17 protein-coding genes are annotated in these 22,722 nt (G+C 73.6%); 11 read left to right on the top strand and 6 right to left on the bottom strand.

Annotation, left to right across the window (positions count from 1 at the left end; all coding sequences use genetic code 11):
- Nucleotides 1-26: 26 nt before the first annotated feature.
- The gene (guaA, locus tag CUD01_RS07405) at nucleotides 27-1,610 is read right to left on the bottom strand and encodes a glutamine-hydrolyzing GMP synthase (RefSeq protein WP_094180658.1); all 1,584 of its coding nucleotides are present in this window, start codon (nucleotides 1,608-1,610) and stop codon (nucleotides 27-29) included.
- 127 nt (nucleotides 1,611-1,737) lie between these two features.
- Here guaA and CUD01_RS07400 point away from each other — a divergent pair, with 127 nt between their 5' ends.
- On the top strand, nucleotides 1,738-3,591 hold the full coding sequence (locus CUD01_RS07400; RefSeq protein ID WP_141319933.1) for an ABC transporter ATP-binding protein: 1,854 nt from the start codon (nucleotides 1,738-1,740) through the stop codon (nucleotides 3,589-3,591).
- Nucleotides 3,588-5,327: an ABC transporter ATP-binding protein gene (locus CUD01_RS07395; RefSeq protein WP_141319931.1), complete on the top strand. Its 1,740-nt coding sequence runs from the start codon at nucleotides 3,588-3,590 to the stop codon at nucleotides 5,325-5,327. The genes CUD01_RS07400 and CUD01_RS07395 overlap by 4 nt, the downstream gene beginning before the upstream one ends.
- Nucleotides 5,328-5,387: 60 nt before the next feature.
- On the opposite strand, the gene CUD01_RS07390 is transcribed toward CUD01_RS07395, so the two are convergent.
- Together CUD01_RS07390 and CUD01_RS07385 are read right to left on the bottom strand one after the other, a co-directional pair.
- Nucleotides 5,388-5,804: a hypothetical protein gene (locus tag CUD01_RS07390; RefSeq protein WP_141319929.1), complete on the bottom strand. Its 417-nt coding sequence runs from the start codon at nucleotides 5,802-5,804 to the stop codon at nucleotides 5,388-5,390.
- A 161-nt stretch (nucleotides 5,805-5,965) separates the two neighbouring features.
- Nucleotides 5,966-6,841 (bottom strand): SURF1 family protein, encoded by an 876-nt coding sequence (locus tag CUD01_RS07385; RefSeq protein WP_244937700.1) that lies wholly within the window; start codon nucleotides 6,839-6,841, stop codon nucleotides 5,966-5,968.
- A 288-nt stretch (nucleotides 6,842-7,129) separates the two neighbouring features.
- Between CUD01_RS07385 and CUD01_RS07380 the strand changes: the two genes are divergently transcribed.
- The 3 genes from CUD01_RS07380 (at nucleotide 7,130) to CUD01_RS07370 (ending at nucleotide 13,030) form a co-directional block, all read left to right on the top strand.
- A complete protein-coding gene (locus CUD01_RS07380; protein WP_141319927.1) occupies nucleotides 7,130-9,610 on the top strand; it encodes a phosphoketolase family protein in 2,481 nt (826 codons plus the stop codon).
- 136 nt (nucleotides 9,611-9,746) lie between these two features.
- Nucleotides 9,747-11,834 carry a phosphate acetyltransferase gene (gene pta, locus CUD01_RS07375; RefSeq protein ID WP_141319922.1) on the top strand — a complete coding sequence of 696 codons (2,088 nt, stop codon included), beginning with the start codon at nucleotides 9,747-9,749 and terminating at the stop codon, nucleotides 11,832-11,834.
- Nucleotides 11,831-13,030, top strand: a complete 1,200-nt coding sequence (locus CUD01_RS07370; RefSeq protein ID WP_141319920.1) for an acetate/propionate family kinase — start codon at nucleotides 11,831-11,833, stop codon at nucleotides 13,028-13,030. The genes pta and CUD01_RS07370 overlap by 4 nt, the downstream gene beginning before the upstream one ends.
- A gap of 78 nt (nucleotides 13,031-13,108) precedes the next feature.
- On the opposite strand, the gene CUD01_RS07365 is transcribed toward CUD01_RS07370, so the two are convergent.
- Nucleotides 13,109-14,776: a succinic semialdehyde dehydrogenase gene (locus CUD01_RS07365; protein ID WP_141319918.1), complete on the bottom strand. Its 1,668-nt coding sequence runs from the start codon at nucleotides 14,774-14,776 to the stop codon at nucleotides 13,109-13,111.
- A gap of 186 nt (nucleotides 14,777-14,962) precedes the next feature.
- Between CUD01_RS07365 and CUD01_RS07360 the strand changes: the two genes are divergently transcribed.
- The 5 genes from CUD01_RS07360 (at nucleotide 14,963) to CUD01_RS07340 (ending at nucleotide 19,580) form a co-directional block, all read left to right on the top strand.
- The gene (locus CUD01_RS07360; RefSeq protein ID WP_141319916.1) at nucleotides 14,963-16,033 is read left to right on the top strand and encodes an iron-siderophore ABC transporter substrate-binding protein; all 1,071 of its coding nucleotides are present in this window, start codon (nucleotides 14,963-14,965) and stop codon (nucleotides 16,031-16,033) included.
- Nucleotides 16,030-17,079: a FecCD family ABC transporter permease gene (locus CUD01_RS07355; RefSeq protein WP_094180666.1), complete on the top strand. Its 1,050-nt coding sequence runs from the start codon at nucleotides 16,030-16,032 to the stop codon at nucleotides 17,077-17,079. The genes CUD01_RS07360 and CUD01_RS07355 overlap by 4 nt, the downstream gene beginning before the upstream one ends.
- On the top strand, nucleotides 17,076-18,140 hold the full coding sequence (locus CUD01_RS07350; protein ID WP_141319914.1) for a FecCD family ABC transporter permease: 1,065 nt from the start codon (nucleotides 17,076-17,078) through the stop codon (nucleotides 18,138-18,140). The genes CUD01_RS07355 and CUD01_RS07350 overlap by 4 nt, the downstream gene beginning before the upstream one ends.
- Nucleotides 18,141-18,205: 65 nt before the next feature.
- Complete coding sequence (locus CUD01_RS07345; protein ID WP_243860781.1) at nucleotides 18,206-18,970, top strand: ABC transporter ATP-binding protein; 765 nt, start codon at nucleotides 18,206-18,208, stop codon at nucleotides 18,968-18,970.
- A gap of 85 nt (nucleotides 18,971-19,055) precedes the next feature.
- The gene (locus tag CUD01_RS07340) at nucleotides 19,056-19,580 is read left to right on the top strand and encodes a PH domain-containing protein (RefSeq protein WP_141319910.1); all 525 of its coding nucleotides are present in this window, start codon (nucleotides 19,056-19,058) and stop codon (nucleotides 19,578-19,580) included.
- Between the two features lie 89 nt (nucleotides 19,581-19,669).
- On the opposite strand, the gene CUD01_RS07335 is transcribed toward CUD01_RS07340, so the two are convergent.
- Nucleotides 19,670-20,794: a GuaB3 family IMP dehydrogenase-related protein gene (locus CUD01_RS07335; protein ID WP_141319908.1), complete on the bottom strand. Its 1,125-nt coding sequence runs from the start codon at nucleotides 20,792-20,794 to the stop codon at nucleotides 19,670-19,672.
- A 78-nt stretch (nucleotides 20,795-20,872) separates the two neighbouring features.
- On the opposite strand from CUD01_RS07335, the gene CUD01_RS07330 reads away from it, so the two are divergent.
- Nucleotides 20,873-21,592 carry an exonuclease domain-containing protein gene (locus CUD01_RS07330; protein WP_141319906.1) on the top strand — a complete coding sequence of 240 codons (720 nt, stop codon included), beginning with the start codon at nucleotides 20,873-20,875 and terminating at the stop codon, nucleotides 21,590-21,592.
- 83 nt (nucleotides 21,593-21,675) lie between these two features.
- Here the strand turns inward: CUD01_RS07330 and CUD01_RS07325 are convergent.
- A partial coding sequence (locus tag CUD01_RS07325; protein WP_141319904.1) for a CE1 family esterase occupies nucleotides 21,676-22,722 on the bottom strand: 1,047 nt, incomplete at its 5' end.

Here is a 22,722-nt window from a genome sequence, read left to right as displayed (position 1 = left end):
CCTGCTCCCTGTCCACCGGCTCGCCGTCACTCCCACTCGATGGTGCCCGGCGGCTTGCTCGTCACGTCGAGGACCACGCGGTTGACCTCGGGGACCTCGTTGGTGATGCGCGTCGAGATCGTCGCGAGCACGTCGTACGGCATCCGCGTCCAGTCGGCCGTCATGGCGTCCTCGGACGACACGGGCCGCAGCACGACCGGGTGGCCGTAGGTCCGGCCGTCGCCCTGGACGCCGACCGAACGCACGTCGGCGAGCAGCACCACCGGGCACTGCCAGATCTCGCGGTCGAGCCCGGCCCTCGTCAGCTCCTCGCGCGCGATCGCGTCGGCCGCGCGCAGCACGTCGAGCCGCTCGGCCGTGACCTCGCCGATGATCCGGATGCCCAGGCCCGGGCCCGGGAACGGCTGACGCCACACGATCGCCTCGGGGACGCCGAGCTCGAGGCCGACCGCGCGGACCTCGTCCTTGAACAGCGTGCGCAGCGGCTCGACGAGCTCGAACTGCAGGTCGTCGGGCAGCCCGCCCACGTTGTGGTGCGACTTGATGTTCGCCGCGCCCTCGCCGCCGCCCGACTCGACGACGTCGGGGTACAGCGTGCCCTGGACCAGGAACTTGACCTCCTGGCCGTGGTCGCCCGCCTCGGCGACCACCTCGCGCGCCGCGTCCTCGAACACGCGGATGAACTCGCGGCCGATGATCTTGCGCTTGGTCTCGGGGTCGGTGTGGCCCGCGAGCGCCGTGAGGAAGCGCGCCCGCGCGTCGACGACCTTGAGCCGCACGCCGGTCGACGCGACGAAGTCCTGCTCGACCTGCTCGGCCTCGCCGTCCCGCAGCAGGCCGTGGTCGACGAACACGCACGTGAGCTGGTCGCCCACCGCGCGCTGCACGAGCGCCGCGGCCACCGAGGAGTCGACGCCGCCGGACAGCCCGCAGATCACGCGCGCGTCGCCCACCTGGGCGCGGATCCGCTCGACCTGCTCGGCGATGACGTTGCCGGGGTTCCAGTCGGGCGCGAGGCCCGCACCCTCGTACAGGAAGTTCTCGAGCGCCTTCTGACCCAGCGGCGAGTGCCGCACCTCGGGGTGCCACTGCACGCCGAACAGGCGCCGCTCGCGGTCCTCGAACGCGGCGACGGGCGAGCCCTCGCTCGTCGCGAGCACCTCGAAGCCCTCCGGCGCGGCGTGCACCGCGTCGCCGTGGCTCATCCACACCGTCTGCTGCTCGGGGCTGCCCGAGAGGACGGTGCCCGCCCGCGTCACCTCGACCGCGGTGCCGCCGTACTCCCGCAGACCGGTCTGCGCGACCGTGCCCCCGAGCGCCTGCGCCATGGCCTGGAAGCCGTAGCAGATGCCGAGCACGGGGACGCCCGCCTCGAACAGTGCGGGGTCGACGAACGGCGCGCCGTCGGCGTACACCGACGAGGGGCCGCCCGACAGGATGATCGCGGCCGGGTCCTTGGCCAGCAGGTCCTCGACGCGTGCCGTGTGCGGCACGATCTCGGAGTACACGTTGGCCTCGCGCACGCGGCGCGCGATGAGCTGCGCGTACTGGGCGCCGAAGTCGACGACGAGGACCGGGCGATGAGCGGTGGGCTCAGGCGTCTGGGTCACGCCCCCAGGGTAGTCGCCGCGCCGGCCTGCTCCGGCCCGCCGTCCACGTCCGGGAGCCCGACGACGTCCGGCCCGGGCGCGGAAAAGCGTTCCGGGTCTGTCGGTACCCGCACGTAACGTGGAGCGGGTGCGATCCCTCCCCCTCACCGACCCGGGAACCCCGCCTCTGACGGGGCCCGTGGCGTACCTGGCGTGGCAGGCGCGCCGCCAGTGGGGCATCCTCACCGTCGGCGCGCTGCTCGGCGTCCTCATGTTCTCGTGCCAGGCGGCGCTGCCCTACGTCACCGGCCACGCGATCGACTCGGGCCTCGCGCACGGCTTCGGCGCGGACCTGTGGCGGTCGGCGGCGATGCTGCTCGGGCTGGGTGTGGTCTCGGCCACCGCGGGTGCGGTCGGCCACCGGTACGACGTCGAGAACTGGCTGCGCGCGTCGTTCGCCGCCTCCCAGCTCGTCGGCCGCCGCGTGTCCCACTCGGGGCACACCATCACGGCCGAGCTGCCGACCGGCGAGGTCGTGTCCGCGGTCGCGAACGACGCGCTGCGGATCGGCGAGATCTACCACACGTCGGCCCGGTTCATCGGATCGATCGTGGCCTACGGCATCGCCGCGTTCGTCATGCTGCGCACGTCGGTGTCGCTCGGCCTCATCGTGCTGCTCGGTCTGCCGACCGTCGCCGTGTGCATCGCCGCACTCGTCAAGCCGCTGCAACGGCGGCAGGCCGCGCAGCGTGAGGCGTCCGGACGGCTGACGACGCTCGGCTCCGACACGGTCTCGGGCCTGCGCATCCTGCGGGGCATCGGCGGCGAGGGCGTGTTCACCGCGCGCTACCGCGAGCAGTCGCAGCTCGTGCGGCGCAAGGGCGAGGACGTCGCGGTCACGCAGTCCTGGCTCGACGCGCTCCAGGTACTGCTCCCCGGCGCGTTCGTCGTCGTGCTCATCTGGTACGGCGCGCACCTCGCGGTCGCGGGCGAGATCACGCCCGGCCAGCTGGTGCAGGCGTACGGGTTCGCGGCGTTCCTGTCGTGGCCGGTGCAGCAGATGACGTACACGGTGCAGTCGGCGACGCGCGCGCACGTGGGCGCGAGCAAGGTGCTGAACGTGCTGCGCGTGGTGCCCGCGACGGGTGCCCGGCCGGGCACCCGTCCGATGCCGCCCGCGCACGTCCCGCTCGTGGACGAGGTCTCCGGCACGGTCGTCACCCCGGGCCGGGTCTCGGCGCTCGTGTGCGTCGACCCGGACGCGTCGGCGGCCGTCGCCACGCGCATGGCGCGGTTCGACGACGCGGCCGAGGCGGACACCCCGGTGCGGCTGGGCGGCGAGCTGCTCGCCGAGCTCGACAAGCTCGCGGTGCGCGAGCGCGTCGTCCTCGCCGAGGCCACGCCGCAGCTGTTCTCCGGGACGCTCGCGTCCGAGCTCGACGTGCACGGCACGCGGGACGCGGAGCGGCTGCTGCACGCGATCACGCTGGCCGACGCGCACGACGTGCTCGACTCCGTGCCCGACGGGCTCGACGGCGAGCTGCCCGAGAAGGGCCGGTCGCTGTCGGGCGGCCAGCGGCAACGCGTCGCGCTCGCGCGTGCGCTGCTGCTGGACCCCGAGATCCTGCTGCTCGTCGAGCCGACCTCGGCCGTCGACGCGCACACCGAGGCCCGGATCGCGGCGCGGCTCGCCGAGGCCCGGCGCGGGCGGGCGACCTTGGTCGTCACCGCCTCGCCGCTCGTCCTCGACCACGTCGACGAGGTGCAGCTGCTGGTCGACGGGCGCGTGGTCGCGACGGGCACGCACGCCGGGCTGCTCGCGCGGACCGACGCGCACGGCGCGGCGTACCGCCGCGTCGTCGGGCGCGACCTCGACGAGATGACACCACCGCACGGCGTCGCACGGGTGGGCGACGACGACCCGATCGCCGAGGAGGCGTTCGACGAGCTGCTGCAGGACGAGCCCGCCGGGGCCCGGGACAGGACAGGAGGACGGCCGTGAAGCTCCCCATCGCGGACTCCGCGACCGTGCGCGCCTACACGGCGTACCTGCTGCGCGCGCACCTCCGCCCGCTGAGCGCGATCGCGGTGCTGCACACCTGCGCGGCGGTCCTGGGCCTGGCGGGCCCGTGGCTGCTCGGGCGGCTGGTCGACGCGGTCGCCGACGGCACGACGACGGGCTACGTCAACGCCCTCGTGGCGGTCGGCGCGGGCGCGGTGCTCGGGCAGACCGTGCTCACGCGGTTCGCCCAGCGGTCCTCGATGCGGTTCGGCGAGATGGTGTTCGCCGACCTGCGCGAGGAGTTCATCGAGACCGTGACGTCGCTGCCGCTGTCGACGGTCGAGCGGGCCGGCACGGGCGACCTGGTCGCGCGCACGACGAACGACGTCAACAAGCTGCAGAACGCGGTGCGGTTCGGCGTGCCGCGCGTGATCGTCGCGGTCGTGACGATCACGCTCACGGTCGTCGCGTGCCTGGTGCTCTCGCCGCTGGTCGCCGTCGCGATGTTCGTCGGCGTGCCGGTGATGCTCGTGATCGTGCGCTGGTACCTGCGCCGCGCGACGCCCGCGTACCTGCGCGAGTCGGCCTCCTACGCCACGTTGAACGGCACCATCACCGAGTCGGTCGAGGGTGCGCGCACGATCGACGCGCTGCGCATGGGCGCGCGTCGGCAGGCGCGCGTCGAGGCGGACCTGCGCGAGGCGTTCGAGGCGGAGACCGCGACGCTGAACCTGCGCACGGTCCTGTTCCCGGGCGTCGACTTCGCGTTCATCACCGCGCCTGTCGCGGTCCTGCTGTGGGGCGGCTGGCTCGTCTCGCAGGGGCACGTGACGATCGGTGTGGTCGCGACGATCGTGCTGTACACCTACCAGGTGTCCGGCCCGGTCTGGGACCTCATCTTCTGGCTGGACGAGATCCAGGTCGCCGCGACGTCGCTCGCGCGCATCGTCGGGGTGCGGCTCGTCGAGCCGGACCGCGAGGTGCGCGAGGGGACCCCGGTCGACGAGGACCTGCGCGCGCGGGGGCTGCGGTACGCGTACCGCGAGGGTCACGACGTGCTGCACGGCGTGGACCTCGACCTGCGCGCGGGCGAGCGCCTCGCGGTCGTCGGGCCGTCGGGCGCGGGCAAGTCGACCCTCGGCCGCATGCTCGCGGGCATCCACCCGCCCACGGGCGGCACGGTGACCGTGGGCGGCGTGCCGCTCGTCGACCTGCCGCTGGACGAGCTGCGCGGGCACGTCGCGCTCGTGACCCAGGAGCACCACGTGTTCGTGGGCACGGTCGCGGACAACCTGCGTCTCGCGGCCCCGGGCGCCTCGCAGGAGGAGCTGCGCCGTGCGCTCGAGGCGGTCGACGCGTGGGGCTGGGTGTGCGCGTTGCCCGAGGCGCTCGAGACCGAGATCGGCTCGGGCGGTGCCCCGCTCACGCCGGCCCAGGCACAGCAGGTCGCGCTCGCGCGGCTCGTGCTGCTCGACCCGCACACGCTGGTCCTCGACGAGGCGACCTCGTTGCTCGACCCGCGGGCGGCCCGGCACCTCGAGCGCTCGCTCAACGGCGTGCTGGAGGGCCGCACGGTGGTCGCGATCGCGCACCGGTTGCACACCGCGCACGACGCCGACCGCGTGGCGGTCGTCGACGGCGGCCGGATCACCGAGATCGGCCCGCACGACGAGCTCGTGGCGGCCGGCGGCGACTACGCGGCGCTGTGGCGGTCCTGGCAGCACGAGTCGGCCTGACACCCGCCGGAGACCCGGTCCGACGCCCCTGTTCGCTCACAGCGAACAGGGGCGTCGGCGTCAGTCCAGGTAGCGCGCCTCGAGCTCGTCGAAGAACGCGCGCGACAGGCGCACGAAGTCCTCGTACCGCACCACGATGTCGTCCCCCGGCCGCAGACCCAGCACGCTGCGCGCGGGGTCCAGCGTGATCGCGGGGTCCTCCAGCAGACGCCCGCCGTTCGTCATGAGCGACCGGGCCAGCAGCCGCACCTCGTTGAGCGCGTTGCCGTCCGTGCCCTCCCGGCCGCGCTTGCGGTGCACGAACCGCATCTCGAGCGCGAGCACGAGCGCGGCGAAGTAGCTGAGCTCGAGGTCGTCGAGCGCGTGGTCGTCGCTGTCGGCGTCCGCCCGCGCGTTGTCGAACGCCGCGATGTCGGCCTCGACCTGGCCCCGGCTGTCCGCGATGTAGTCGGCGTCGTAGGTGCCCTGCGCGAGCATGCTCGTCTCCTGTCGTCCGCGACCGTCCCGGCGCACCCCCGCGCCCCGGTGCATCGTCGCACCTGGCGGCGCGTGCGTCTCGGGTCGGTGCGGCGTGCCGGACGACCCCACGGCACGAGCAGACCCACGAGCGCCGGACCCGGCGACGAGATCGGACGGGGTCAGGCCGCCGTGGTCTGCGGCGCGGTGGGCTCGTCGGCGGGCCGCCCGCGGGCCTCGTCGCGCACCATGCGCAGCCACAGCAGCACGGCGAACGCCCCGAAGATCCACCACTGCGCCGCGTACGCGAGGTTCTGCAGGTTGAGCTCCGAGCCGGGCGTGGTGGGCGGGTCGAGCAGCGCGAGGGCACCCGACTGGCCGGGCTCGGACGCCACGAGCACCAGGTACCCGGTGTAGATGGGGCCGCCCCACGCGCCGACGAGCTCGGCGGAGGAGATCGCGACGACCTCGCCGTCCTCGACACCGTCGCCGGACTCCTCGGAGGCCTGCAGGTACCCGACGACGTCGACCGGGCCGACGGGCGGGACGTCGGCGTCCTGCGGGGTGGCGACCCACCCGCGCACGACGGGGAGCACGGCGCCCGCGGCGTCCGGCCCGGACGTGCCGCCCGCGTCGCTGACCCGTAGCGGCGTGAGCACCAGGTAGCCGGACGTGCCGTCGTGCACGCGCTGGCGCACGAGCACCTGCCCGGACGCCTCGTACGTGCCGGTGACGGTGACCTTGCGCGCCACCAGCTCGCCGCGGAACGTGGTCTGCGGCGCGAGCTCGTCGCCCAGCGGCACGGGGTCCGCCGCGACGATCGCCGCGTCGTGCTCGGCCTGCGCACGCGACCCACGGATCTCCGCGCGGTCGAGCTGCCAGGCGCCGAGCATCCCGCACACCGCGGCGGCGGCGAGCAGCACGACGAGCAGCCCGAGCATCCGGGGGCGCACGGCGGCGCGGAGCATGCTCGTCGGCTCGTCGGCGCGGCGCACCGCCCACGCGCCGTCCGCCGCGGGGGTCTCGGCGGGTGCGGGCGCGACGGGTCGTTCGGGCACGCTCCACGGTAACCCGCGGGCTGTGCGCGTCTCGCCTGCGTCACCAACGTCACACCGCCGGCGGAGGCCGTGGGCGCTCGGCGCGCCGGACCTCCGCCGCAGCCCCGCAAACTGCCTGTGACCTGCGACGATCTAGTCCTGCGGCACCGCTCGGAATGCGGTTGTATGGCAGATGGCGTGCTGACGCCCGTGGGTCGGACGTCCCACGGGCGTCAGAGCGTGCGGTAGAGGCTGGATCCGGCTCGAAGACCTGCGGCGCACGCCGTGGGACGACACGGGGAGCGATGCATGAGCACGACGACGGCGGCGACGACCGCATGGCAGACCGGACAGGGTTCGCAGGTCTCCGAGGAGACCCTGGGGCGCATCGACAAGTGGTGGCGTGCCGCCAACTACCTGTCGGTCGGCCAGATCTACCTGCTCGACAACCCGCTGCTGCGTGAGCCCCTGACCCGGGACCACGTCAAGCCGCGCCTGCTGGGCCACTGGGGCACCACCCCCGGCCTCAACTTCCTGTACGCGCACCTCAACCGGGCGATCGCGGAGCGGAGCCAGTCGACGATCTACGTCACGGGCCCGGGCCACGGCGGTCCCGGACTCGTGGCGAGCGCGTACCTCGACGGCACGTACTCCGAGGTCTACTCGGACATCACGGAGGACGTGGAGGGCATGCGCCGGCTGTTCCGGCAGTTCTCCTTCCCGGGTGGCATCCCGAGCCACGTGGCTCCCGAGACCCCCGGCTCGATCCACGAGGGCGGCGAGCTCGGCTACGCGCTGTCCCACGCGTACGGCGCGGCGTTCGACAACCCCGACCTGCTGGTCGCGGCCGTCGTCGGCGACGGGGAGGCGGAGACGGGCCCGCTCGCGACGAGCTGGCACTCGAACAAGTTCGTCAACCCCGCGCAGGACGGCGTGGTCCTGCCGATCCTGCACCTCAACGGCTACAAGATCGCCAACCCGACGGTGCTGGACCGCATCGGCGACGACGAGCTGCGCGCGCTCATGGTCGGCTACGGCCACAAGCCCTACGTCTTCGAGGGCGGCTACGACACGGACGAGCCGATGGTCGAGGTGCACCGCCGGTTCGCGGCGCTGCTCGACGAGGTGCTCGACGAGATCGCCGCGATCAAGGCGCGTGCGGCGGCGGGCGACCTCACGCGGCCGGCCTGGCCGATGATCGTGTTCCGCACGCCGAAGGGCTGGACGGGTCCGGACGTCATCGACGGCAAGAAGACGACGGGCTCGTGGCGCGCGCACCAGGTGCCGCTCGCGAACGCACGGGACACCGCGGAGCACCTGCAGGTGCTCGAGCAGTGGCTCGAGTCGTACGGCGCGGCGGACCTGTTCGACGCGACCGGCCGGCTCGACCCGGACATCCGCGCGCTCGCGCCGTCGGGTGACCTGCGCATGAGCGCGAACCCGCACGCGAACGGCGGCATCCTCCTCAAGGACCTGCGCCTGCCGGACTTCCGCGACTTCGCGGTGGACGTGCCCAAGCCGGGCGGCTCGATCTCGGAGGCGCCGCGCGTCCTGGGCGAGTACCTCACGGAGGTCATCCGTCGGAACCCGGACAACTTCCGGATCTTCGGTCCCGACGAGACCGCGTCGAACCGCCTGCAGGCGGTGTACGGCGTGACGGACAAGCAGTGGAACGCCGAGCTGCTGGGTCCCGAGGTCGACGAGCACCTGGCTCGCGCGGGTCGCGTGATGGAGATGCTCTCGGAGCACCAGTGCCAGGGGTGGCTCGAGGGCTACCTGCTCACCGGGCGGCACGGCCTGTTCACGAGCTACGAGGCGTTCATCCACATCGTCGACTCGATGTTCAACCAGCACGCGAAGTGGCTCAAGGTCACGAACGACATCCCGTGGCGCCGGCCCATCGCGAGCCTGAACTACCTGCTGTCGAGCCACGTGTGGCGTCAGGACCACAACGGCTTCAGCCACCAGGACCCGGGCTTCATCGACCACGTGGTCAACAAGAAGGCCGAGGTCGTGCGGGTGTACCTGCCGCCGGACGCGAACACGCTCCTGAGCACGTACGACCACTGCCTGCGCAGCCGTCAGTACGTCAACGTCGTCGTCTCGGGCAAGCAGCCCGCGCCGAACTTCCTCACCATGGAGCAGGCGGTCGCGCACTGCACGCGCGGCCTCGGCATCTGGGAGTGGGCGGGCTCGGAGGCGCCCGACGAGGAGCCGGACGTCGTGCTCGCGGCGGCGGGCGACGTGCCGACGCTGGAGGTGCTCGCCGCGGTCGACATCCTGCGCCGCGAGCTGCCGCAGCTCAAGGTCCGCGTGGTCAACGTCGTGGACCTCATGCGCCTGCAGGACGCACGGGAGCACCCGCACGGCCTGACGGACGCGGAGTTCGACACGATCTTCACCGCCGACCGCCCGATCGTGTTCGCCTACCACGGCTACCCGTGGCTCATCCACCGCCTCACGTACCGCCGCAACGGGCACGCGAACCTGCACGTGCGCGGGTACAAGGAGGAGGGCACGACGACGACGCCGTTCGACATGGTCATGCTCAACGACCTCGACCGGTACCACCTGGTGATCGACGTCATCGACCACGTGCACTGGCTGCGCGCGTCGCAGGCCGGCCTGCGCCAGCGCATGGTCGACGCCCGCCTCCGGGCCCGCGAGTACACGCGGGCGCACGGCGAGGACCTTCCCGAGGTCCGCGACTGGGTGTGGCCCGACGCGCAGGACCTGTCCGACTCCGGCCAGGTGGCCGCGACCGTCGCGACGGGCGGTGACAACGAGTAGACGACACGCGGGGGCGGGCCCGGTCAGGCCCGCCCCCGCCGTCACCTCACGCACCTGCACCACCAGCACGACCCGCACCACCGGCATGACCCGCTAGAAGCACGACCCCTCCCCGCAGGACTGGAGCACGCCCACCGTGGCCCGCAGCATCTACGTCGCCTCTCCAGAGGGCGACACCGGCAAGTCGACCGTCGCCCTCGGTCTCGTCGACCTCCTCGCCCGCACCGTCCAGCGCGTCGGGGTGTTCCGCCCCGTGGCGCGCTCGACGCAGGCGCGCGACTACGTGCTCGAGCTTCTGCTCGAGCACGACGGCGTGGGCCTGTCGTACGACGAGTGCATCGGCACGACGTACGAGCAGGTGCACGACGACCCCGAGGAGGCGCTGTCGCAGATCGTCGCGCGCTTCCACGCGGTCGAGCGCCGCTGCGACGCGGTCGTGATCGTCGGCACCGACTACACCGACGTCACCTCCCCCACCGAGCTCGCGTTCAACGCGCGGATCGCGGCCAACCTGGGCGCGCCCGTCGTGCTGGTCATCAACGGCGCCCGCCGTCGGCCCGACGAGATCGAGCAGGTCGCGGAGGTCGCGGTCAACGAGCTCGCGCTGAACCACGCGCACGTCGCGGCGATCGTGCCGAACCGCTGCGCGCAGCCCGCGCTCGACGTGGTCCGCCGCCTGCTCCAGACGTCGCTGAACCGGCCGACCTGGGCGCTCCCGGAGAGCCCGCTGCTGTCCGCGCCGACCATGCGCCAGCTCATGGAGGCGGTGGACGGCACGCTCATCTCGGGCGACCCGGAGCTGCTGGGCCGCGAGGTGCTCGACATGCTCGTCGGCGCGATGGAGATCGAGCACCTGCTCGGTCGCCTCTCGGACGGCGCGGTCATCATGACTCCGGGCGACCGGTCCGACATCCTGCTCGGTCTGCTGCTCGCGCACCAGGCGGACGGCTTCCCGACGCTCGCGGGCATCATCCTCAACGGCGGGTTCCGCCCGTCGAAGACGATCTCGCGGCTGGTCGAGGGCCTGGGCAGCCGGCTGCCGCTGATCGCGACCGACCTGGGCACGTTCCGTACCGCGAGCACGGTCGCCTCGACGCGCGGGCGGCTGTCGGCCGACTCGCAGCGCAAGGTCGACACCGCGCTGTCCCTGTTCGAGCGGCACGTCGACGGCCCGGGTCTGCTCGCGGCGCTCGACGTCGCGAAGCCGGACGTGGTGACGCCGCTGATGTTCGAGTACACGCTGCTGGACCGCGCCCGCTCGGACCGCAAGCGCATCGTCCTGCCCGAGGGCAACGACGACCGGATCCTGCGGGCGGCCTCGACGCTGCTCGAGCGCGGCGTCGCGGACCTCACGATCCTCGGCGACGAGTCCGCGATCCGGTCGCGCGCCTCGGAGCTGGGCCTCGCGCTGGACGCGGCCGACGTCATCGACCCGCACGACCCGCAGTACGTGGACCGGTTCGCGGGCGAGTACGCCAAGATCCGCGCGCACAAGGGCATGACGGTCGAGCGGGCCCGGGAGATCGTCCCGTCGGTGTCGTACTTCGGCACGATGATGGTCCACCTGGGTCTGGCGGACGGCATGGTCTCGGGTGCGCTGCACACCACCGCGCACACCATCAAGCCGAGCTTCGAGATCATCAAGACCGCGCCGGGCGTCTCGAACGTCTCGTCGGCGTTCCTCATGTGTCTCGAGGACCGCGTGCTCGTCTACGCGGACTGCGCGGTGATCCCGGACCCGAGCGCCGAGCAGCTCGCGGACATCGCGATCTCGTCGGCGGAGACGGCCATCCAGTTCGGCATCGAGCCGCGCATCGCGATGCTCTCGTACTCGACCGGCGAGTCCGGCTCGGGCGCGGACGTCGACAAGGTGCGGGCGGCCACCGCGCTCGTGCGCGAGCGCCGGCCCGACCTGTCGGTCGAGGGGCCGATCCAGTACGACGCGGCGGTCGACGCGTCGGTCGCGAAGACCAAGCTCCCGGACTCCGCCGTCGCGGGCCGGGCGACCGTGTTCGTCTTCCCGGACCTGAACACGGGCAACAACACCTACAAGGCCGTGCAGCGCTCCGCGGGAGCGGTCGCGATCGGCCCGGTCCTGCAGGGCCTGCGCAAGCCGGTCAACGACCTGTCGCGCGGCGCGCTCGTGCAGGACATCGTCAACACGGTCGCGATCACCGCGATCCAGGCGCAGGCCCAGCAGGCCGGCGAGGAGGCTCAGGCATGACCACCCAGACAGTCCTGGTCGTCAACTCGGGGTCGTCCTCGATCAAGTACCAGCTGGTCGAGCTCGGCACCGGAGCGGCGGTCGCGTCGGGCGTCGTCGAGCGCATCGGCGAGCCCACGGGCTCCCTGCGGCACGTGCACGGCGGGACGACGACCGAGCGTGAGCTGCACATCCCGGACCACGGCGAGGGCCTGCGGCGCGTGCTGAGCCTGTTCGAGGTGGCGGGTCCGGACCTCGCGGAGGCGAACGTCGTCGCGGTGGGTCACCGTGTGGTGCAGGGCGGCATGGCGTTCGACGGCCCGGTGCTGGTCGACGCGGAGGTCGAGCGCAAGATCGACGAGCTGTCTGCGCTCGCCCCGCTGCACAACCCGGCGAACCTCACGGGTATCCGGGTGGGGCGCGCGCTGCTGCCGGACGTGCCGCACGTCGCGGTGTTCGACACGGCGTTCTTCCACCACCTGCCCGCGGCGGCCGCGACGTATGCGATCGACCGCGAGGTCGCCGCGACGTACAAGGTCCGCCGCTACGGCGCGCACGGCACGTCGCACCAGTTCGTCTCGCGCGGGGTCGCGGAGTTCCTCGGCCGCGACCTGGCGACCACCAGGACGATCGTGCTGCACCTGGGCAACGGGGCGTCCGTCTCGGCCGTCGACGGCGGTCACGCGGTGGACACGTCGATGGGCCTGACGCCGCTCGAGGGCCTGGTGATGGGGACGCGCACGGGCGACATCGACCCGGCCGTGGTGTTCCACCTGTCGCGCAACGCGGGCATGAGCATCGACGAGATCGACGACCTGCTCAACCGCCGCTCGGGCCTCAAGGGCCTGACGGGCCACAACGACCTGCGCGAGGTCCACGACCTCGTCGAGTCGGGTGACGAGGACGCGCGGCTCGCGGTCGACGTCTACACGCGTCGCATCAAGAAGTACATCGGCTCGTACGCCGCGGTCATGGGCGGGGTGGACGTCATCGCGTTCACCGCGGGCGTGGGCGAGAACGACGACATCGTCCGGGCGCGGTCCCTCGAGGGGCTGCAGGGCTTCGGCATCGAGATCGACCTGGAGCGCAACGCGGGCCGCAAGAAGGAGCCGACGGTCATCTCGACCGAGGCCTCGGCGACGACCGTGGTCGTCTACCCGACGAACGAGGAGCTGGCGATCGCCCGCCAGGCGCTGGACGTGGTCCGCGACCGCTGACCGGGCGCACCATCCGCGACACCACGACGACGGCAGGTCGGTCCGCGAGAGCGGGCCACCTGCCGTCGTCGTGCCGGGTCAGGGCAGCCGGGCGGCCTTCATGACACGCAGGAGCTCGGTGTAGACCTGCGGCCACACGTCGGTCCCGAGCTCGAAGAGGCGTCGCAGCCCGAACGGCGGCAGCCCGAGCGCGCCGTGCGCGCCGTGCTGCACCGCGACGCTCTGCAGGCGCGTCGTCTCCCAGAGCCCCTCGCGCCCGTGCCGCACGCCGATGCCCGACGCGCCCCAGCCGCCCTGCGGTGCGCCGACCGAGCCCCACGTGGCCACGTAGCCCTCGTTGACGTTGACGGTGCCCGCGTGCACGCGCCGCGCGAGCGCGGCCCCGCGACGCGCGTCGCGCGTCCAGATGCTCGCGTTGAGCCCGAACTCGGTGTCGTTCATCGCGGCGACGGCCTCGTCGTCGGACGCGACGGGGTAGACCGCGACGACGGGCCCGAACGTCTCCTCGCGGAACAGCCGCCCGTGCGGCGAGACGTCGACGAGCACGGTCGGCTCGTAGAACCAGGGGCCGAGGTCGGAGCGGTGCACCCCGCCCGCGAGCACGCGTGCGCCCAGCCCGATGGCGTCCTCCACGTGCTCGACGACCGTCGCGAGCTGCGCGGCGGACGTGAGCGAGCCGACGTCGCTGCGGTAGTCGAGCCCGGCGCCGAGCCGCAGGTCCCGCGTGCGCCGCGCGAACGCCTCGAGGAAGTCGTCCCGGACGTCGCGGTGCACGTAGATGCGCTCGATGCTCACGCACACCTGCCCGGCGCCGACGAAGGCCGCGCGCACCGCGCCCTCGGCGGCCGTCTCGACGTCCACGTCGTCGGCGACGTACATCGCGTTCTTGCCGCCGAGCTCCAGCGTCGCGGGCACGAGCTTGTCCCCCGCGCTCGCCGCGACCGCGCGGCCCGTGCGGGTCGAGCCGGTGAAGCTCACGTGGTCGACGTGCTCGACGACGCCGGCGCCGACCGTGGGGCCGTCGCCGACGACGACCTGGAGGACACCCGGCGGCAGCCCGGCGTCCTCGAGCAGCTCGGCGGCCCACAGCGCGGTGAGCGCGGTCTGCGGGTCGGGGCGCAGCAGCACGGCGTTGCCGGCGACGAGCGCGGGCAGGACGTCTCCGAGCGTGAGCGTGAGCGGGAAGTTCCAGGGCGCGATGATGCCGACCACGCCGACGGGGTGGCGCAGCACGCGCACGTCGGTGAGCCCGGGCACCGTGCCGAGCACCCGCCGCGGCGCGAGGTAGCGCCGGGCGCGCGCGGCGTAGTGCCGTGCGACGAGCGCGATGTCCGCGACCTCCTCGAACGCGGAGACGCGCGCCTTGCCCGTCTCGAGCTGGAGGAGGTCGAGCACGTCCGACTGCCGCGCGAGCACCAGGTCGTGCACGCGTGAGAGGACCGCGGCGCGCTCGCGCACGGACCGGGCCGACCACAGCCGTTGCGCGGCGCGCGCGGAGCGGGCCGCGCGCGCGACGTCGTCGGGCGTCGAGAGCGGGACCGCGGCGATCGGCGCGCCCGTGAACGGCGCGTGGGAGGTGTGCGCCTGCGCGCCGGGCGAGGCGACGACGCGGCGCAGCAGCGTCGCGACGTCCTCGGGCTCGAGGACGTACGTGGCGAGCGGGTCGGTCTCCGGGTCGTACAGCTCCGCCGAGCCGCGCTGCCCGCCGTCGTGACCGGGGCGCTGCCCCTCGTGATCCTGCGACATCCCGTCAGCGTACGCGCGGCCGCCCACGCACCCGCGGACGGCCGTCCGCGGTGCCCGGGTGTCGTTTCTGACGCCGTGCTGTGATCACGGCGACCTTGGAGCACGCGCGTGGGCGGACTAAGGTGAGGCTCGCCTAATCGACGCACGTCAGAGGCCTGCGCCTCCTTCCCCACCGTGAGGACCCCCATGCGCCCCGTACTCCTGCGCGCCCCGCGCCCGATCCGGCTCGCCGCCGTCGCGGCGGCCGCCGCGCTCGCGCTCACCGCCTGCTCGTCGGGCTCCGACGACGGCGCGGCACCCACCGGCGCCGCGACGACGGCCGCCTCGTCGGACGCGTTCCCGGTGACGATCACGAGCACGTTCGGCGACACCACGATCGAGTCGCAGCCGCAGCGGGTCGCCACGGTCAACTGGGGCAACCACGACGTGCCGATCGCGCTCGGCGTCGTGCCCGTCGGCATCCAGAAGTCGACGTACGGGGACGACGACACCGACGGCGTCCTGCCCTGGACGTACGCGGCGCTCGAGGAGCTCGGCGCCACGGGCGACCAGCTCCCCGTGCTGTTCGACGAGACCGACGGCATCCCGTTCGAGTCGGTCAACAACACCGAGCCGGACGTCATCCTCGCGGCCTACTCGGGCCTGACGAAGGAGCAGTTCGACACGCTCAGCGGCATCGCCCCGACCGTCTCCTACCCGCAGTACGCGTGGGGCACGAGCTGGCAGGACATGGCGCTGATCGACGGCCGCGCGCTCGGCCTGGGGACGCAGGCGCAGGAGCTCGTCGACGACGTGGAGGGACAGATCGCCGACGCGCTCGCCGCGCGCCCCGACGTCGCGGGCAAGACGTTCGCGTACGGCTGGATCGACCCGTCGGCCGCGACCACCGTGAGCCTGTACTCGCCGCTCGACGCGCGCGTGCAGCTCGTCGAGGACCTCGGCCTGACGGTCGCGCCGTCGGTCACCGCGCTCGCCGGCGAGACCGACGAGTTCTACATCACCCTGTCCGCCGAGCGCGTCGACGAGCTCGCGGACGTCGACATCCTGGTCACCTACGGCGACGAGGGCACGCTCGCCACGCTCCAGGCCGACCCGCTCTACGGCAAGATCCCGGCGGTGCAGCGCGGCTCGGTCGTCGTCATGCCCAACGACGGCCCGCTCTCGGTCGCCACGTCCGGCCCGACGGTCCTGTCGATCCCGTGGGTCCTCGACGACTACCTCGACAAGTTCGAGGCAGCGGCGAAGAAGGTCGGGTGACCCTGCGCACCACCGCGACGCCGGCCGACCTCGCCCCGAGGCGGCCGGCGTCGGCGCGCCCGCGACGCGCGACCGGGCTCGCGGTGTGCGTGCTCGCGGTGGTCGTCGCCGTCGTGTGCTCGCTCGCGTTCGGCTCACGCGTCGTCGGCTGGTCCGACGTCGTGGCCGGTGTGCTGCACCCCGACGACACCATCGCCCAGGCCGCGGTGGCGTCCCGCGTGCCGCGCACGCTGCTGGGCCTGCTCGTCGGCGCCGCGCTGGGCCTCGCGGGCTCCGTCATGCAGGGGCTCACGCGCAACCCGCTCGCCGACCCCGCGCTCCTCGGGGTCAGCTCGGGCGCGTCGCTGTTCGTCGTGCTCGGCATGGCCTGGGTCGGCCTCGCGACCCTCACCCAGTACGTCTGGGCCGCGTTCCTCGGCGCGGCCCTCGCGTCGCTGCTCGTCTACGCGATCGGCTCGATGGGCCGCGAGGGCGCCACCCCGCTCAAGCTCGCGCTCGCGGGTGCCGCGACGTCCGCCGCGCTGCTCTCCGCCGTGTCCATGGTGCTGCTCACGCGCACCGACGTGCTCGACACGTTCCGGTTCTGGCAGGTCGGGTCGATCGGCCGCGCGTCGTACGCCGAGATCGGGCAGATCGTGCCGTTCCTCGTGGTCGGCACGGTGCTCGCGGTCGGCTGCGCGCGCGGCATGGACGCGATCGCGCTCGGCGACGAGGTCGCCACCGGGCTCGGTCAGCGCGTCGGCCTCGTGCGCGGGGTGGGCGCGCTCGCGACGGTGCTGCTGTGCGGCGCGTCGGTCGCGATCGCGGGCCCCATCGGGTTCGTCGGGCTCGTCGTCCCGCACCTCGCGCGCGCGTTCACCGGCCCCAGCCACCGGTGGCTGCTGCCGTACGCGGCGGCGCTCGGCTCCGCCCTGCTGCTCGCCGCGGACGTCGTCGGGCGCGTCGTCGCGCGGCCGCAGGAGGTCGAGGTCGGCATCGTGACCGCCGTGCTGGGCGCGCCCGTGTTCATCGCGATCATCCGCCGGCAGAAGGTGCGCGAGCTGTGACGGCCGTCCTGCCTCCCGCGGCTCGGCCCGCCCCAGGAGGCATCAGCACGGTCAGCGCCGGACGTCGCGCACGCGCGCGCCGCCGCCGCACCGTCGTGGGCGTGCTCGTCGGGATCCTGCTCGTCGTCGCCGTCGTGACGCTGTGCGTCGGCGAGCGGACCTACTCACCGGCCCAGGTCCTGCAGGTCCTGCTCGGTGAGCGCGTGCCGGGGGCCACGTTCAACGTCGAGACGATCCGACTGCCGAGGATGCTCACCGGTCTGCTCGTCGGCCTCGGGTTCGGCATGGGCGGCGTGGTGTTCCAGACGATGCTGCGCAACCCGCTGGCCAGCCCCGACATCATCGGCGTGAGCGCCGGGTCGAGCGCGGCCGCGGTGGTCGCGATCACGATGTTCGGGCTCAGCGGCACGGCGCTGTCGCTCGTCGCCGTGGTCTGCGGCATCGCCGTGGCGGCGGCGATCTACGGGCTGTCGTGGCGCGGCGGTGTGCACGGCGCGCGTCTGGTGCTCATCGGCATCGCGGTCGGCGCGATGCTCGACTCGGTCATCGCGTACGCGATGACGCGCGCGGGCGTGTACGACGCGAACGAGGCGCTGCGCTGGCTCACCGGCAGCCTGAACTCGGCGTTCTGGCCGGGCGTCGGTCCGCTCGCGGTCGCCATGGCGGTGCTGCTGCCCGTGCTGCTGGCGCTCTCTCGGCGCCTGTCGGCGCTGCAGCTCGGTGACGACACCGCGTCCGCGCTGGGCGTGCGCCCCGACCGCACGCGGCTCGCCCTGATCGTCGTCGCCGTGGCCGTCGTGTCGGTCGCGACCGCGACGACCGGGCCCGTCGCGTTCGTCGCGTTCCTGTCCGGCCCCATCGCGCACCGGCTCGTGCGCGGCACCGGGTCTCTGCTCGTGCCCGCCGCGCTCGTCGGTGCGCTGCTCGTGCTCGTGGGCGACCTCGTCGGCCAGCACCTGCTCGTCGCGCGCTTCCCCGTGGGCGTCGTCACCGGCGTGCTGGGCGCGCCCTACCTGCTCTGGCTCCTGGCCAGGACCAACCGCTCCGGAGGAAGCCTGTGAGCACCCACACCCTCGCGGTCGAGGCCGCGACGATCGGCTACGACGAGCGCGTCGTCGTGCACGACATGACGCTCGAGGTCCCGGCGGGCCGGATCACGACGATCGTCGGCGCCAACGCCTGCGGGAAGTCCACGCTGCTGCGCGCGATGGCGCGCCTCCTGAAGGTCCGGACCGGCCGCGTGCTGCTCGACGGCCGCCCGATCGACACGATCCCGCCGCGCGAGGTCGCCACCGTGCTCGGCCTGCTGCCGCAGACGCCCGTCAGCCCCGAGGGCATCGCGGTCGCGGACCTCGTCGGACGCGGCCGGTACCCGCACCAGGGCTGGTTCCGCCGGTGGACCGCGCAGGACGACGCGGCCGTCGAGGAGGCGCTGCGCGCGACCGACATCCTCGACCTCGCGGACCGGTCCGTCGACGAGCTGTCCGGCGGCCAGCGCCAGCGCGTGTGGATCGCCATGGCGCTCGCGCAGCAGACCGACGTGCTGCTGCTCGACGAGCCGACGACGTTCCTCGACGTCGCGCACCAGGTCGAGGTGCTCGACCTGCTCACCGACCTCAACCGCGCGCGCGGGACGACGATCGTCATGGTGCTGCACGACCTCAACCTCGCCGCGCGCTACACGGACCACCTGGTCGCGCTGCGCGAGGGCCGGCTCGTCGCCCAGGGCGCCCCGTCCGACGTGGTGACGCCCGCGCTCGTCGAGGAGGTGTTCGGCATGACGGCTCGCGTGATCGCCGACCCGGTGTCCGGCACGCCGCTCGTCGTGCCCGTCGGACGCCACCACACGCCGACGAACCCGCAGGTCACGCCGCAGGAGCTGACCGGCTGACGGAGTTCCGCGGGGGGCGCGCGGCGTGGGATGCTTCCGCCGACGACGCCGCCGCCGGCCGGGCGGCCGGGACCGAGGAGGAGCCGTGGGCTACCCGAACGACGTGCTGACCGACGACGAGGTCGTCGTCGTCCACCAGCACCCGCACGTCAAGGCGCTGCTCGCCCCGGGCCTGGCGCTCGTCGTCGCCACCGCCCTCGGCGGCTGGGGGCTGGCGTGGTCGACCGGCGACTCGGTGTCCGACGGTGTCGCGACGACCGTCGCCGTCGCCGTCGCCGTCGTGTGGCTCGCGGCGCTCGTGTGGTTCGTCGCGAAGCTCGTGTCGTGGCGCACCACGCACTTCGTCATCACCGACCGCCGCGTGATGTTCCGCCAGGGCATCCTCACGCGCTCCGGCATCGACATCCCCGTGCTGCGCATCAACAGCGTGCAGTTCCGGCACGGGCTGGTGGACCGGATCCTGCGCACGGGGACGCTCATCATCGAGTCCGCGTCGGACGACCCGCTGGAGTTCGAGGACATCCCGCGCGTCGAGAAGGTGCACGCGCTGCTGTACGCACGCCTCGACGACCGCCTGGACGACGAGCCCGACCGCTTCCCGAAGGCCTGACCCGGCCCCCGCGGGGCCGGCGTCCGTCAGGGGCCGGCGTCCGTCAGGGGCCGGCGTCCATCAGGGGCCGGCGCTCGTCGGGAACGGCGTCAGCGCGGCTGGTACGGCGACAGGACGACCTCGACGCGCTGGAACTCCTTGAGGTCCGAGTAGCCGGTCGTCGCCATCGCCCGGCGCAGCGCGCCGATGAGGTTCAGCGTGCCGTCGGCGGTGCGGCCGGGGCCGAACAGGATCTGCTCGAGCGTGCCGGACGTGCCCACCTCGACGCGCTCGCCGCGCGGCAGGTGCGGGTGGTGCGCCTCGGGCCCCCAGTGGAAGCCGCGGCCGGGCGCCTCGGTCGCGCGCGCGAGCGCCGCACCGAGCATGACCGCGTCGGCGCCGCACGCGACGGCCTTGACCAGGTCACCCGAGCGGCCCACGCCGCCGTCGGCGATGACGTGCACGTACCGGCCGCCCGACTCGTCGAGGTAGTCGCGGCGCGCGGCCGCGACGTCCGCCACCGCGGTCGCCATGGGGGCGTGGATGCCCAGCGAGACGCGCGTCGTGTGGGCGGCGCCGCCGCCGAACCCGACCAGCACGCCCGCGGCGCCCGTGCGCATGAGGTGCAGCGCCGCGGTGTAGGTGGACGCGCCGCCGACGATCACCGGGACGTCGAGCTCGTAGATGAAGCGCTTGAGGTTGAGCGGCTCGGCGTTGCCGGAGACGTGCTCGGCCGAGACGGTGGTGCCGCGGATCACGAACAGGTCGACGCCCGCGTCGACGACCGTGCGCCAGTGCTCCTGCGTGCGCTGCGGCGACAGCGCGCCCGCGACGGTGACGCCCGCGGCACGGATCTCCTTGAGCCGCGCGGTGATCAGCTCGGGCTGGATGGGCGCCGCGTAGATCTCCTGCATGCGGGCGGTGGCCTGCTGCGGGTCGAGCGCCGCGACCTCCGTGAGGTACGGGGTCGGGTCGTCGTACCGGGTCCACAGACCCTCGAGGTCGAGCACGCCGAGTCCACCGAGGCGACCGAGCGCGACCGCGGTCGCCGGGCTCATCACGGAGTCCATCGGGGCCGCGACCACCGGCAGGTCGAAGTGGTAGGCGTCGATCTGCCACCCGACCGACACGTCCTGCGGGTCACGCGTGCGCCGCGAGGGCACCACCGCGATGTCGTCGAAGGAGTAGGCCCGCCGTCCGCGCTTGCCGCGGCCGATCTCGATCTCGTTGCTCACCCGACGAGCCTACCGGGGCGATCTCGCGCGCCGTGTCGCTGCCTCGGCGGTGTCGGTGCGCGGTGCGATGCTGCGCGGGTGAACGCCGCGAGCTGGAACCACGTGCCTCTGCTGGGTTTCGACACCGAGACCACGGGTGTCGACGTGCGCTCCGACCGCGTGGTGAGCGCCGCGCTCGTGCGCCGGGACGCCACCGGGACGCACGTGCGCACGTGGCTCGTCGACCCGGGTGTCGAGATCCCGCAGGCGGCCGGCGCGGTGCACGGGCTGACGACGGAGCACGTGCGCGAGCACGGCACCGCACCCGGCCCCGCGCTGGACGCGGTGGCCGACGAGATCGCGGCGGCACTGCGCGGCGGCAGCGCGCTCGTCGCGTACAACGCGGACTTCGACCTCGCGGTGCTCGACGCGGAGCTGGTCCGGCACGGCCTGCCGACGCTCCCCGAGCGCCTCGGCGGGCCGGTCCGCCCGGTCCTGGACCCCATGGTGCTCGACCGGATGGCCGACCCGGCGCGTGCCGGCGGCCGCCGGCTCGTCGACCTGTGCGAGCACCACGGCGTGACCACGGGGCTGCTGCACACCGCGGACGCCGACGCGCTCGCGACGCTCGACGTCCTGGAGCGGGTGCTCGCGTCGTCCCCCGCGCTGCTGGCCGCGACGCCCGAGGACCTGCACGACCGGCAGCGCGTGGCGGTCGCCGCGTGGCGCGCGGCGTACCACGCGCGCAAGGCCGCCGAGGCGGCCCAGGCGGTGCTCGACGCCCTCATGACCGTCCCGACGCCCGCGGCGGTCGGCTGACCTGCGGGCCGGACGGGTCGTCGTCCGCGCTGACCCGGACGCGGACGACGACCCTCGCGGTGCGCGACGTCAGCCGTCGCCGCTCACCGTGCCGCGCACGCCACCGAGGGCGTGCTCGGCGAGCCCGTGCCGATGAAGCCGAACGTCGTCGACGCCCCGGGTGCGAGCGTCCCGTTCCACGGCGCGTTCGCGACGCTCGCGCGACCGCCGCTCACGGACGAGGTGCCGCCCCAGACCTGCGTGACGCCCTGCCCCGAGGCGAGGGCCCAGCTCGCGGTCCAACCACCGAGGGCGGCGGAGCCCGCCGTGACGGTGACCTCGCCCTGGAACCCGCCGGGCCACGAGTTGACGGTCGTGTACCGCGCGGTGCAGGCGCCGGTGACCGGCGGCGGCGTCGTCTCGGTCGGCGGCGGGGTGGTCTCGGTCGGCGGCGGGGTCGTCTCGGTCGGCGGCGGCGTCGTCTGGGTGGGCGGCGTGGTCGTCGTCGACGTCAGGGACGTGAAGAACTGCCACACCTCGCCCGGCACCCAGGACTGGCCCTGGTTGCGGTCGCGCGCGGCCCACGCGTGCCCGCCGTCGAACGCGAGCCAGACCACCGGGTAGCCGGCACGGCAGCTGTACGCGGTGCGCGTGTGCGTGCCGCTGCCCGGCGCGGGCTCGGGCGCGTTCTGGGCCGTGCACCCGTTGTTCCGCAGCGCGCGGTCGCGCAGCGAGCGCCCCATGGAGATGTTGAGGACGTCGTCGCTGACGCCGTGCGAGCCGAGGAAGGCGATCGGCTGCGTGCCGCCGGCGCACCCGCTGAGCTCGGCGCCGTTGAGGATCGCGACGGCGCGGAACACGTCGGCACGGGCGCACGCGAGCGCGTTGCTCATGCCGCCGCCGTAGCTGAAGCCCAGCGCGAAGCGCTGCGTGGTGTCGACGCACAGGTCGGACTCGACGCGCCGCAGGACGTCGTCGATGAACGTGACGTCACGGCCGCCCGAGTTGGGCCAGGCGTTGTCGATGCCCTGCGGCGCGACGAAGATCGTGCTCGTCCCGGACAGCGGCTTGAGGCCGTAGTAGTTCTCGTTCACCACGTCGTTGGACGTGCCGTGCCACCAGTGCAGGCCGACGACGAGCCGGTACGGCTT

The sequence above is a fragment of the Cellulomonas uda genome, from assembly GCF_006538705.1.
Classification (GTDB): domain Bacteria; phylum Actinomycetota; class Actinomycetes; order Actinomycetales; family Cellulomonadaceae; genus Cellulomonas; species Cellulomonas uda.
This window is presented reverse-complemented; position numbering and strand designations above follow the sequence as displayed.